The sequence below is a fragment of the Haloarcula sp. JP-Z28 genome, from assembly GCF_011440255.1.
Taxonomy (GTDB): Archaea; Halobacteriota; Halobacteria; order Halobacteriales; family Haloarculaceae; genus Haloarcula; species Haloarcula marismortui.
On the sequence record NZ_JAAOHT010000097.1, the window covers coordinates 1 to 12265 of the forward strand.

The window sequence follows — 12265 nt, forward strand, 5'->3', positions numbered from 1 at the left end:
CGAAATATGTCCTGCCGTCGTTCGGAAGACCTGTCACAGCCAACCATCCCAAAGTTCGTCGAGTCCATCGCGACGACTGTTCGAGGGCAGCCCGACAGCGCCGATATTCAAGCGGTTGTCCTCCGTGCGGTGGCCCGGCGCTCAGACAGTATCGACCTCCCGGACGTACTCGAACTTCGCTCGCTTCTGGACGTCAACGGCGAGCAGGCAGATACGCTAGAGGAACAGGTCACAAGCATCATCAGCGCCATCGAAGCTGAATTCGCTGACTGGGACCGGCGGGAGGTCGCTGCATGAACGCAGCAGGAACGGCCACGCTGGGTGATTTCGGCGCTGGTGGCCCACGCTCGGATGCGTTGATTGACAGAGAGCGCGCGGCACAGGAGGCCGCTACGGGCGAATGGGAATTTCTCGCCGCTGGCAACGACACGATCGGCTGGCACATCCCCGACACCGGAGCGACAGTCCTGCTCAAGCGAAGCGATGCTGGCTGGACGCTCGAACGGGCGACCAAACTGGTCGGGACGCGAAGCACACTCGATGCTGGGCTGGAGCTTGCCAGCTCGTACATGACAGACAGACAGACCGGAGGGAGCCTCGACATGGCGATGATCGAGCGCGAGCAGTGGCGTCGCGAGGAACGCCAGCGAGTTTCGGCAGCACTGGCACGCGCCCGGTTCTGGCAGTCGGTTGCGCCACACAAAATCGGCTTCTGGGACGCCGTCGACGAGACGCTGCTGGCTCACTACCCGGGCTGTCGGTACAAACGCAGGACGACACTCGATGACTTCCGAGAGGAGGATTCATGAGCGACACTCCTGACCCAATCCTCGACAAACTCCCTCCCGAGCGGTTGCTGGACGCCGACCATCTCCAGCCCATCGTCGCCGGCATCAACTGTATGCACTCAATGGAGACGATCCAGCAGTATCTCGCATACGAAAACCAGCACGAGAACCGGACGCCAGTCCAGTCTCGCCTCCGAGAGCGGGCACGCGAGATCCGTCGCGATGAATCGGATACCGAGGAGCAAGCCGTCGCATAATTTCTGTGCCCCAACGGAGTGAGGGGCGTCCCACGGAGGACGTGCCGCATACCGATTATGACTGAGAACAAGACAGACGAGACGGCTGTACAGCAGTTCGACGACCTCGATATCGACCCTGATGCCGTGGATATCGGTGATGGACTGAAAACGGCCGAAGACGCGTCTACGGTTGTCGTCGCTGGTGTCGACGCTGAAAAGGAGCGGGTGAAGGTGTACTCCCCATCCGGTGAGCTGACGGTCAATCGCTGGGTGAGCATGGACCTGTTCAGTGTGCATCAGCCCAACGAGGACATCCAGACCGACGCCGACCGGGAAGCGTGGCTGAACGAGACGCTGCCGAAGAAGTCCACGCATATCGACGGCAACGTGTACCCACTCAGGTATGCCATCGACGAGGACGGGAACGTGATCGCGGAATAATCGAGGAGCCGTACCAGCCACTCTTTCACTCACTCTCATGCTCACGGTTCCCGAGCGCAAGCGCTCGGGGGACACGCTCCACCTTGGACCGGCAGGCCGGTCCGGCGGTCCCGCTTCAGGAGGTAGGTGAGGCTCATCGCGATGAATCGGATGGCTGGGAACGAGCCATCGTATAATTTCTGTGCCCCAGTGGGGTGCGGGGCGTCCCACAGAGGGCGTGCCGCCGACCGATTATGAGTAAGAACAAGACAGACAAGACGGCTGCACAGCAGTACGACAACTACCCCGATCCCGACGCCATCGTTCACTTTGGCGATGTCTCGGAGGAACTGGTCGAGTTGGTCGAGGAAACGCTAGAGACGTCCGAGTTCCTGTCGACCTCTCGCGACGACCTGCCCGAAACGACGCTGCTCGTCGAGGCGGTCGAAAATGAGTGACGACCACCTGTTCATCGTTGTTGAGGGCGTCGGGCCAGCAGATTTTCCTGAGAACGAGGCGAGTTCCAACAAGCAAGACGAGGCCGTTGCTCTCGCGAACGACATACACGACTTGATCCGGGAGGAGTACGGCAAGGAGGAGATCGAGGGCGTCATCCCGGTGGTCAATCCCGACGCCCACGAGCAGATGCAGGCGACCGAACTCTGACCGGGTGAGAAGGCAGTTTCTTCGGCCATGGTGCTGGCTGGAACGCCCGCTCAGTAAGTGTGCGTATTGAGCTCAATCACTGGGAGACGATTGCAGAGTCGATGGTGCTTCGTTATCGGTATTGTCTGAGGACTCGTGTACAAGTGCCACGCCGGCATTAACGCCACCGAGCCAGAGACAACCCAGGAAAACCACTATCGACAGATCATCGGAGAGGAGAGGACTGTTTGGCGTAAGAAGCATCAGCGTGGGTGCCAACACACCGACGAGAGTGTACCAGAATTTCGAGCGGGGACCAGACCATCTGGTTCGATACTGGGGATACGCAAGATAACCGTACCCTGCAATTGACGACGTAACTGCTATACTACCCCCAATCCACAGATCTCCGCGCTGTATACCAAAGACATAGCCAAGTACGGCACCGATTCCGAGACCGACCAAAGCCGAGGGCCAAGACTTCATGACAGACACAACAATTGGATGTGAGATAAATTATTACTCTGCACTGACCACTCCTGTACGAGAATAGAATCACGCTTTAACCAGCTCTAGTCACCGAATTTTCTGTGCCCCAGCAGGGTGAGGGGCGTCCCAGAGAGGGCGTGCCGCCTGTCATTCATGGCTACCACAGAATCCCGTAGCGACGTCAGCAGCATCGACGAGAGCGAACTGGAGGAGGCTGACCCGAACAACCGGACCGTTCGGGCACTGACCGAAGTGATGACCGTGATGGACTCGATTGGTCGGGCACGAAACGCCGACGCCCTCTTCCTGGTCAACTCCGGGTCTGGCTCAGAGTATCTTGTCGACACTCGAACAGGGAGTTGTGAGTGCAAGTGGAAACAGTTCAACCCCGGCGAGGAGTGCAAGCACCAGAAGCGAGTCGCCTTCGCCACCGGCGAGCGACCTATCCCGCAGTGGGTGGACGACGACGCTCTGGACGACCAGTTCGGATTGCACGTCGACGGCGAACCCCGCAAGGCAGTCGCTGACGGCGGAGTCATGCAGGTTCGGTTTGACGACGGCGGTGTCACAGACCCCAACGAGGACCCCTTGGCCGTCACCTCCGAGGACGAACCACGAACGAAGCGAGCGAAGCAGGAAGATATCGACGTTTCCTTCCTCGCAAAGCCCGGTCGCTACGAGGTTCACTCAGCGTCGGATAGCCGGTACGAAGTCGACGTGCTTGAGGAGACGTGCAGTTGTCCCGATGAGGCCGAGCGGTGCAAGCACCGTCGCCGGGTCGAGATCGAGATCGACGCCCAGCGAGTCCCGCGCCCGGATGGAAAACTGCCAGACGCCTAACCGGGCGCCGCAGTGTGTTTTCTGCCCCTCTGGTCAGGTGAGAGGATGTCTCGAAATATGTCTTCACAAACTGTCCAGACAGAGTTGTCTACAGCTACGTCGGGTTGTCCCGAGTGTGGCGGCGAACTCGACAGCAGTGGGCGGGAAACGAACTGCGAGGACTGTGGCCTGGTAACCGACCAAGACCAGATCGACCGCAGGCCGGAATGGCGGACGTACGACAAGGAGGAACAGAAACGGACGGGCGCACCTCGGACGGCCACTCGCCACGACCGAGGCCTGTCGACGAACATCGGCTCGGTTGAGAGTGCAGATATCATCCGTCTTTAGCTAAGAGAAAAACCGCGTGACAGCAGCGGCTTATCGAGGCTTCTTTTCGAGAGGAATGAGGAGTCGATAGCTGTGTCCAACAGAGCCTCCTCATCGAGAATCATGCGTCGGCTCACTACACTGTTGCCCTCCGAGTTCCTCGAAGAGCACGCCGAGGAACTCGGCGTGTTCGAGCGAGAGGGCAAGCTCCAGATTCCTGTCTCCGTGTGGGCGCTCGTGTTCGGCTTCGCCGCAGGCGAGAGCCGAACACTCGCTGGGTTTAGACGCTGCTACAACGCTACAGCTGACGAACCGATCTCTTCTGGCGGCTTCTATCATCGGTTGACACCGTTGCTCGCAGAGTATCTCCGCGACCTCGTCGAGCGTGGCCTCGACGAGGTCGCTGTCCCTGATACTGTTGACGCTGATATCGACCGATTCAGGGACGTGATGATCGCTGATGGAACGGTGTTGCGGTTGCACGAGTTTCTCTCTGATGAGTTTCAAGCCCGCCACGAGGAGCAGGCTGGAGCGAAGCTTCACCTGCTCCACAACGCTACCGACCAGACCATAGAACGGATCGATGTGACTGATGAGAAAACGCACGACAGCGCGCTGTTCAAGACTGGATCGTGGCTGCAAGGCCGACTGGTTCTGTTTGATCGAGCGTACTTCAAATACCGCCGCTTTGCGTTGATCGACGAGAACGACGGCTACTTTGTGAGTCAGCTGAAGCAGAACGCAAATCCGGTGATAACGGCGGAATTACGGGAATGGCGCGGCCGCGCTATTCCCTTGGAGGGCAAACAGATCCACGACGTGGTCAATGATCTCTCGCGGAAGTACATCGACGTAGAGATGGAAGCGGAGTTCAAGCGCGGCCAGTACGAGGGAACTCGGTCGTTGGACACGAAGCGGTTTCGCGTCGTCGGCGTCCGCAACGAGGACGCCGACGACTACCACCTGTACATCACGAATCTGCCGAGAGAGGAGTTTCTCCCGACAGATCTAGCGACGCTGTATCGGTGTCGATGGGAGGTAGAAACGTTGTTCCGTGAGTTGAAGACGCAGTACGAACTGGACGAATTCGACACGAACAGCCCTGATGTCGTGAAAATTCTACTGTACGCGGCGTTGCTGTCACTGCTGGTGAGTCGTGAGTTGTTGGATCTGGTCACCGAGCAGGCCGACGATGAGATCGTGTTTCCGCCGGAACGCTGGGCGGCGACCTTCCGGTCGCACGCCCAGCTCATCCTCCACGAACTCGGCGAGTACCTTGGCTACTCGCCACCACCGTTGCTGGAGCGGCTGATCGAGGATGCTCAGAAGATCCACCAACAACGACCGATCTTACAAGAAACGCTCGCTACCGCTACACAACCGAGGTGTGAGTCTTAGCTAAAGACGAATGCCCAACTACAACTCAACAGGAGAACACCAGCCGAAATTATCCGGAGCTAAACAGTACCGAGTTTAGAAAAATGATGAACTACTTTTATTCTGCGGAATATGAACCACTATGTCACAGACGAACGAAGATGCTGTTCGAGCGTACTACACGGCGGTCGATGCTGAAGAGTATGATACAGTGTTTGCTCTCTTTGATGAGAGTATAGTGTATGAACGCCCTGGGCAGGACAACATTCGTAACAGAGACGCTCTCAAGGACTTTTATCTCAACCAACGGCCGCTGTCTGCTGGGTCCCATGAAATCCACTCGCTCACCAGCGAAGACGAGACTGTTGCGGTGAGAGGGACATTTAGCGGCGTGCAAGCTGATACCGCTGTCTCATTTGGATTTGCCGACTTCTTCGTATTCAACGAGGCTGGTCTGATTAAGCGTCGCTACACCTACACGGACCGAGATACGGTTTGATTGGTCGCGACGCTGAAGCTCAACGTGACGACTGAGGGCCGTGTTCCCGCGTGCGTCGAGACAGGATAGGAACCCCAGCAAGGGGTTGTACTTGTACTGTGATGTGTGTCGGAACCAGCGCCGGAGGATACCAGCAAACCACACCCGAGCTCAAAGACGAGCATCTCAGCGGTATCTCGTTCAACGACACCACCCACCTCATGCCATGGGCAATATATACGGTCCCACCGGGAACGGCCATCGACGGAAAGGCGAGCGGGGAACTCACGGAAGGTGGACGGAGACTGCTGAAAAAGTCGCTCATTTCTCTCATTCCGTAACTGGGAAACGATAGAAGCAAGTATTCGTTTCGACAAAACGGCCAAGAATCAGCACGGTCGGTAATTCCTCTGTACTGCCTGTCCCGTACATGAGCCACTCACGCAGGGCCGTCCGCCCTTCCCTGGCGTCGACGGCTTGCTCGCCAGCGACAACTCCATGGCCGGTCGAAGTTCACCAGCAAGCGCGACCGGAATCTCGCTCACGGGCTTGGCGAAATCCGACGCATTGCGAGTGCGCTGTCTGAGAGTAAGGCGGTGAAAGAGCAGGCAGCCACGTTCTTCAGGGAAGCCCAAGACAAGGACCTCCTAATCGGACGGTCGATTGAAGACGGTGCAGCGGCCGCTGTATACGCTGCCTGCCGATGCAATGGCCTCGTGACGATGGAGACGGTAGCCGACGTTGCCCGGTGTTCAGACTCCCATATATGGAACTGCTACCGGACATTCTTGGTGGAAGTTGACCTTCCGATTCCAGTATCGCTCCCGGTGGACTGGGTGGCGCGGATTTGTTCGGACCTTCCATTCGACGTTTCCCCGGAGATTCGCCAGCGGGCACTCGAACTCGCAGAGCAGGCAACTGAGTCTACCGAGATCAACGGGCGACCAGACGGTGTCGCAGCCGGCGCTCTGTACCTCGCCGGGAAAGAGTCAGACATCCGGCTCACACAAGCGACGATCTGCGAGCCACTAGATGTGCATATTACGACGGCCCCGCAGTGGTTCCAAGAGATCGAGGAGTATATCGTTGCGTGACCGCTCGCGACCGTTGTTTTGCGTGCCCCGGCGAGGGTGCAGGGCGAGCCAACAAGCACGTCCTGAGAGAGACATATGTCAGTTACTGATACTCCAGAATCGGCGGCACAGCACGACTCTTCGAGTGTTTTTGCGTCGGTCCCAGCGCCACGGTCGCCAACGAAGGTCGCATCGTTTGTCGAACGAGTCCTTGTCGAACTTCGCCACGAAGCGGTGGCTGCTCGGTACGTGACTGATCTAGACCAAGCCGGAGCGAAGACGATCTGGTGTCGAGTCAAGCACACGCCGTTGGACGTCGACGCAGAGTACGTCCAGATTCGAGACGACCCCCGGCTAGGGGTTGACGTCGAGCCGTGTTCGCAGGCGACAGTTCGAGAACGACTGTCCAGTGTCTTGACCACGACCGGACTGGGCGCGTCGACGTTCGGCCGCTGGCTGATGTCTCGATGTGCGACGGCTGATGAGACGATACCACTACTCGACAGAGCAGCCGTACGTCTCAGAATAGGTGAAGAATTATACTACACGAACGTATAGCATTTGTATATGTCTGATGCAGACAGCGATACTGGAAACGGTGGTCCAGAGATGGTACAAATAAACCTCCGATTGAGCAAATCGTTTCTCGAAGACATCGATGCAACGTGGCAGGAGGAGGGATTCAATTCACGGAGTGAGTTCCTTCGCCACGTCGCTCGGGATGCAGTGAAGCACCCTGCATTTAGTCGGAGTGGGTGGAAACAGATCGCCGCGAGCGAGCATGATCTTCGGGCGGGTAATGCTGAACTGGTTTCGCGTGAGGAAGTCCGTACAATGATGGATCAAGACGGTAATGACGAGTGACGCTGAGTGGACGTGGAAGTTCACTGAGCGTACGACTGAGCAGTTTGGTGATCTCGATACACACGTTCAGGATCGAATCGTTTCGAAACTAGACGAAGTTGTCGACTCAACATGGCGCGAGCCCAAGGACTTCCTAGAACCACTGACTGGCGGGCCGTTCTGGAAACTCCGAGTTGGAACGTACCGCCTCGCATGTGTGCTTGCACATGATGCCTCAGTGCTTGAAATCCACGGAACCGAACACCGGAGCGGTGCTTACACGGCTGACGACGACTGACTGTCGCTTGTTCGTTCTGGAAGGTCGAGATCACCGAGGGCAGCGTGCTGGCGGAGAACACAGAGATGCGGGCAGACGGTCGTCGCCTGGAAGACTTCGCAGCTGCACCAGCCGGTGTGGGTCCCGTTTGGATGCTCGGCCAGCGAGCAATTAACGGGACAGTCGTCGTCGACGGAAACGAGGAACAGGTCCGGACGGCCACCCTTCGTTACGTCGACACTGGCATCGAGGGGGCACTGTCTAGTTCTGGATGACCTCAGCCGGCGTTTTGCCGTCGAGTGCCTGGTTCGGCCGTTCATGGTTGTAGTGGTGTCTGAAGCGTCGTAACCACTGTTTCGCGCTGGATTGACTGCCCCTCTAGAAGGAGTGAAAGCGGTCGATTCACATGGTCACAGTCTGGAACCATTTTTCGATGTGGTTCCGGATTCGATAGTCAAGCCGACCGCTCAAATCGTGGCGTGAGAGGGCAGTCAAATAGCCGCCAGCATCGACGAAAAACACTGAATCGGCGACATCATGTTTCTGAGTGAGTCGATGAAGGAACGCCGCCGCGGGGTCGGTTCCGCGGCGGCTGAACACGTCGACATCTAGCAACAACTTCGAATCAACGTCGACGGCAGCGTACAGCCACTTCTTTTCGCCGTCAACTTCGATTTGTTTCTCGTCGACTGCGACCCGCGACGGCTCCGCCGTCGGCAGGTCGCTCTGTTGTTCCGATAGCGTGTGAACCCAGTTCCAGACCGCTCCGTGAGAGCGATCGACACCCAGCAAGTCTAAGATTGCGACCGTCTCCCTGATCGACAGCCCCGCCGTATGGAGACGCACCCCAAACCGCCGGACGGGTGTCGGGGTGCGCTCATTCTCCCAAACATCTTGGCTGTCCTTATCTAACGTTTCTCTGAGGAAGTCTGCGAGTGGCATGAACACTTCTCGCTACGACCTCCTCGCTTCTCAAACTCGCTCAACTAGACAGTGCCCGTTGATGTTCATAATAACTTGCTGGATACAGAGCGCGCACCAGCCATCGTAAGGTGTGGGAGTCAGTGCCGCTCAAATGGGTCGATACGTGCCACTCATATGTGAGCCCGACCTCAGGATGTGATAACCTTGTTCCGAATCACATTTGAGACGTAGAGCAGAGCATAGAGCATAGATTCAGTATCCGAGTGGATGGGTGTCACCTCGACAGAGCAGTTCACAACTAAGAAGCCGCGGATTTGTAGACTGGTAATCCGACAAAGGCCAAGCCTAAAACGCCGATTATAGCGGGCAGAGGGTTAGTCATAAGTGGAAGTGGGTTACTCTTCTTTTTGAGATACGATTTCGAGGGCGAGCCTCGCACAACATAGGCCGTGGTTGTCTCCCCGACATTATACTGGTCGATTCTGTTTTCGGCGGCAGCCCTTGTGTTGGACGTTTTTGTTCCTGTCCCCGGTCTGATGTTCTCAGAAGTGTACTGGGTTCCGTTGTACGTGTAGCTGTACGTAACGTGGGGTGTGTACCTACCTCCATTGTCTGAGGAATAGGTGATATCTTTGCTCTCTACGGTGGCTTCAATCTGTACTCCGGATGAGAGGCTTTGCTGTTGGGAGTATGCCATATATCCAGCAGCTCCGAGCAGCATAACCCCCAGTGTTATACTTATCAGAGACAGCTTTGACACATCTGTGATTATTTAGGAATACTAAATACCGATTTCGGTGTGTTTCTCACTGCGCAATGCACTAATCTACGGGGAGGTTGGGCCACCCGCGACAGCGGCGGGAAGTCGTCTGTCTCCTTCACCCGCTCCCGGGCTGGTTCAATATCCAGATCGTCATACAGCTTCACAGAGTGACATATACAACCTCTGTACTGACCGTTTGTTGGGAGAGTCATAGATAGTGTGAGGAGAGTTGTATGACACCCTCTACACTGCGCTATGTGTCCAAACTCAGCCCATCGGCCTAATTTGAGAGTGACCCCGTAATTGGTTACAAACTTGGGATCACCGCGTCCATATTATGCGAGCCCACTGGACTGGTGATACTGATAATCGCCAAAGCCCAGCAGTGGGAAGAAGAGAATACCAAGGAAGGTGAGCCCTAATCCGAAGCCGATACCTCTCCCGAACGCTCGAGCCACGCCGGCATGAATCTTGTACAGCGCGTAGAGATTTAGTATCGGGATAAAAACGAGGACTAACCACCACCATGCATTCTCCCCGATCCGAAGCATGATATAGAAGTTGTATATCGGAATGATTGCTTTCCACCCTGCGTGACCAGCTTTCTTGAATACCATCCACATCCCGGCAATCTGGATTGCAGCGAGCAATAGCTGGAATAAGAGGAGCACGATACCACCGGCATCACTGCTCTGGAGGGGGGTAGCTAACACCTCAATGGGGACCATATACATAGTGGTTTACTGACCTAACAAAAAAGTGGTGAATTCCGTGACGGTACTGGTCAATTGTACGTCCGTCAGTCTACAGGCGGCGCAGGCTGGGTGTCCCGAGACTAACCCCCGAGGTAGTTCATCTAGCCGGTCTCGGCTCATGCCAACTCCGAAAATATCCGGTTCATGGCTATGAACCTCGGTCGGCTTATTTTTTTCAGGGCAGCATCCAAAACCGTCGACGTACGGTGGTTTCCCAGTTTTTGAAAAAAGACTAATCCGGTTTTACGGCCGTCAAATTGCAGTTCACGGGCACAAAATCCCCGTCCGATTTTAATTATCCCCGTCAACTATCCAGCGATACCGTGTCCGCGATTCCAACCTGGATCGACAAACGGATTGATCGGAACCTCGACAACACGCTCACGCAGGAACACGTTGTCGAGACGATGCTTGAGTCCGATCGACCGTTCTTTTCGATCCGTCAACTGCATGCGCGCATCAAGCCTGACGTCAGTCGGGCCACGGTTCGAAACCGGCTTCAAGAACTTCAGGAGATCGATGTCGTCGCAACCGAAACGTACCCTGACTCGATCAGCCTGTACTACATCAACCACCCAGAGTCGGACTGGCCAGTGTCGCCCGAGGGCAAAGATGCGCTGAATGCAAACACCCCGCTGGATCGGCTCTCCACTCGCGGATTCCTTACCCTCTCGGACACGGCTGGAATCCGCACACTCGTGCTCGCTGGGTTCCAGTTGAGCCTCGTCCTGCTCGCACTTGGTGGCGTCCTCACAGTCATTGGTGCTGATGTAAGCGGTACCCAAAGCGACATCCTACTCTGGGATACCGCATTCGACCTGGTAGTCGTGAGCATACTGTTACTCGTCACCGAGCGGACAGTCCGGTGGGTTCGTGACAGATATGGCCCACTGAACCTCCTGCCATCGACGTAAGCAAAACGAATCAGAGATCACTAATACGACTTCAAAGCCCTCCACTCAACCCATGACCTCCACACCACCTACGCCCGGACCCAAACTGCTCGAGGAACGCTCACTCGGTGGCATCCTCATCCACTTCCTTGCGATTCCAACTGGCGTCGTCGGAGCTGGAATCCTGTATCTCCTCGCCACTGACGAGTTCACAAAGCGAAACGCCCGCAACGCGCTCGACTGGCACCTTACTGTGCTACTGATAACAGCCATCACGTTTGGCTCTGTGCTCACCTATGCCGAACTTACTGGACAAGGCATCACTGATGTTTCCATCCTTCCATCGTCTGTGTCGACGGTCGCCGGCATCGTTACTTCGGCACTTCTCATGCTTTGGTTTGCTGTCACGGCTTGGACATTCGCTGTCGGACTCATCGCAATGGTGAAAGCCATATTTGGGACGGCATGGCGGTATCCATTCTCATTAGCTCTCGTCGAGCGGTTTGGATCCCATATTAATCTCTCGGATAGATGGCCGCTTGTTATACTCGGATACATTGTCTTGTCACCATTGCTCATCTGGGCTGTTTTCTTTGCTTCAGCAAACGATGCTATAGTCATCCTTTCTGCCTTCGGGTTGCTCGGCCTAATACTGGGTTTGACCCCGTTGACAGGGATCGCGATGTATCGTCATGGCAAGGAACATTGGCTGCAAGATGCCGACCAGCAGTCACACGTTTTTGCACATGTTGGCCTCCCAATTCTCGTCGCTGCTATCGGCTATGTGGTTTCGTGGAGCTTCACTCAGTCGGTATCGCCTCAAGGCGATGCAATGTATGTCTTCCTTGCTGCATTCTGGATATCGTCGATCGTGTACTTGATTCGGTGGTGGACGACATCGTCGGAATGATTCACTATAGCAATACTGAAAATCTACTACCTTCTGCCGTCTAAGTAAGGTCCGGCCTGTCTCATTTCGAGTTGATAAATTTCCGCTTGAACTGCGTAGTAGTATTCAGATGTCCGTGTTGACTTGATGGAAACGCTGCTATCCCAAGAGAGCGTGAACTAAGACATGGGGCGCAAGAGACCGACCGCTATTCCGTGCCATCGAGCACGTCGTGTTGACTGGTCCGTGTGCGAAGGAAGCCG

The 12265-nt window shown here is 56.1% G+C and carries 18 protein-coding genes and 3 pseudogenes; 18 read left to right on the forward strand and 3 right to left on the reverse strand.

Features of this window, described 5'->3' with window-relative positions:
• Positions 1-6: 6 nt before the first annotated feature.
• The 16 genes and pseudogenes from G9463_RS21750 (at position 7) to G9463_RS21830 (ending at position 8053) form a co-directional block, all read left to right on the forward strand.
• Positions 7-297, forward strand: coding sequence for a hypothetical protein (locus G9463_RS21750; RefSeq protein WP_007188962.1), 291 nt, complete (start codon positions 7-9; stop codon positions 295-297).
• Positions 294-809 carry a hypothetical protein gene (locus G9463_RS24170; RefSeq protein ID WP_240150114.1) on the forward strand — a complete coding sequence of 172 codons (516 nt, stop codon included), beginning with the start codon at positions 294-296 and terminating at the stop codon, positions 807-809. Before G9463_RS21750 ends, G9463_RS24170 begins: the two co-directional genes overlap by 4 nt.
• Entirely contained in the window at positions 806-1045 is a 240-nt protein-coding gene (locus G9463_RS21765) for a hypothetical protein (RefSeq protein ID WP_165897812.1), read from the forward strand. The genes G9463_RS24170 and G9463_RS21765 overlap by 4 nt, the downstream gene beginning before the upstream one ends.
• A 57-nt stretch (positions 1046-1102) precedes the next feature.
• Positions 1103-1468: a hypothetical protein gene (locus tag G9463_RS21770; RefSeq protein ID WP_165897813.1), complete on the forward strand. Its 366-nt coding sequence runs from the start codon at positions 1103-1105 to the stop codon at positions 1466-1468.
• 233 nt (positions 1469-1701) lie between these two features.
• On the forward strand, positions 1702-1905 hold the full coding sequence (locus G9463_RS21775) for a hypothetical protein (RefSeq protein WP_004966200.1): 204 nt from the start codon (positions 1702-1704) through the stop codon (positions 1903-1905).
• Entirely contained in the window at positions 1898-2113 is a 216-nt protein-coding gene (locus G9463_RS21780; RefSeq protein ID WP_121537888.1) for a hypothetical protein, read from the forward strand. The genes G9463_RS21775 and G9463_RS21780 overlap by 8 nt, the downstream gene beginning before the upstream one ends.
• A 621-nt stretch (positions 2114-2734) precedes the next feature.
• Positions 2735-3421, forward strand: a complete 687-nt coding sequence (locus tag G9463_RS21785) for a hypothetical protein (protein WP_165897814.1) — start codon at positions 2735-2737, stop codon at positions 3419-3421.
• Positions 3422-3478: 57 nt separating this feature from the next.
• A pseudogene (locus tag G9463_RS21790) lies at positions 3479-3739 on the forward strand (TFIIB-type zinc ribbon-containing protein); the annotation flags it as partial.
• A gap of 114 nt (positions 3740-3853) precedes the next feature.
• Entirely contained in the window at positions 3854-5128 is a 1275-nt protein-coding gene (locus tag G9463_RS21795; protein WP_165897815.1) for an IS4 family transposase, read from the forward strand.
• Positions 5129-5249: 121 nt separating this feature from the next.
• Entirely contained in the window at positions 5250-5606 is a 357-nt protein-coding gene (locus G9463_RS21800) for a nuclear transport factor 2 family protein (RefSeq protein ID WP_049939215.1), read from the forward strand.
• Positions 5607-5707: 101 nt separating this feature from the next.
• Positions 5708-5926, forward strand: coding sequence for a hypothetical protein (locus tag G9463_RS21805; protein WP_127014873.1), 219 nt, complete (start codon positions 5708-5710; stop codon positions 5924-5926).
• Positions 5927-6052: 126 nt separating this feature from the next.
• Positions 6053-6679: pseudogene (locus tag G9463_RS24620) on the forward strand (transcription initiation factor IIB family protein); the annotation flags it as partial.
• A gap of 75 nt (positions 6680-6754) precedes the next feature.
• The gene (locus tag G9463_RS21815) at positions 6755-7216 is read left to right on the forward strand and encodes a hypothetical protein (protein ID WP_240150116.1); all 462 of its coding nucleotides are present in this window, start codon (positions 6755-6757) and stop codon (positions 7214-7216) included.
• A gap of 9 nt (positions 7217-7225) precedes the next feature.
• Positions 7226-7522 carry a ribbon-helix-helix domain-containing protein gene (locus tag G9463_RS21820; protein WP_165897816.1) on the forward strand — a complete coding sequence of 99 codons (297 nt, stop codon included), beginning with the start codon at positions 7226-7228 and terminating at the stop codon, positions 7520-7522.
• Positions 7512-7799 (forward strand): type II toxin-antitoxin system RelE/ParE family toxin, encoded by a 288-nt coding sequence (locus G9463_RS21825; protein ID WP_165897817.1) that lies wholly within the window; start codon positions 7512-7514, stop codon positions 7797-7799. Before G9463_RS21820 ends, G9463_RS21825 begins: the two co-directional genes overlap by 11 nt.
• 65 nt (positions 7800-7864) lie before the next feature.
• Positions 7865-8053, forward strand: coding sequence for a hypothetical protein (locus tag G9463_RS21830; RefSeq protein ID WP_193569703.1), 189 nt, complete (start codon positions 7865-7867; stop codon positions 8051-8053).
• Here the strand turns inward: G9463_RS21830 and G9463_RS21835 are convergent.
• The 3 genes and pseudogenes from G9463_RS21835 to G9463_RS21845 form a co-directional block, all read right to left on the reverse strand.
• Positions 8040-8720: pseudogene (locus G9463_RS21835) on the reverse strand (IS6 family transposase). The gene G9463_RS21830 and the pseudogene G9463_RS21835 overlap by 14 nt on opposite strands.
• 280 nt (positions 8721-9000) lie before the next feature.
• A complete protein-coding gene (locus G9463_RS21840; RefSeq protein WP_165897819.1) occupies positions 9001-9462 on the reverse strand; it encodes a DUF3592 domain-containing protein in 462 nt (153 codons plus the stop codon).
• Positions 9463-9800: 338 nt separating this feature from the next.
• Positions 9801-10193 (reverse strand): DUF5684 domain-containing protein, encoded by a 393-nt coding sequence (locus G9463_RS21845; protein WP_240150117.1) that lies wholly within the window; start codon positions 10191-10193, stop codon positions 9801-9803.
• 350 nt (positions 10194-10543) lie between these two features.
• On the opposite strand from G9463_RS21845, the gene G9463_RS21850 reads away from it, so the two are divergent.
• Both G9463_RS21850 and G9463_RS21855 read left to right on the forward strand, forming a co-directional pair.
• Positions 10544-11134, forward strand: coding sequence for a hypothetical protein (locus tag G9463_RS21850; RefSeq protein ID WP_127014864.1), 591 nt, complete (start codon positions 10544-10546; stop codon positions 11132-11134).
• 52 nt (positions 11135-11186) lie between these two features.
• Positions 11187-12023: a DUF4870 domain-containing protein gene (locus tag G9463_RS21855; protein WP_165897821.1), complete on the forward strand. Its 837-nt coding sequence runs from the start codon at positions 11187-11189 to the stop codon at positions 12021-12023.
• Positions 12024-12265 lie beyond the last annotated feature (242 nt).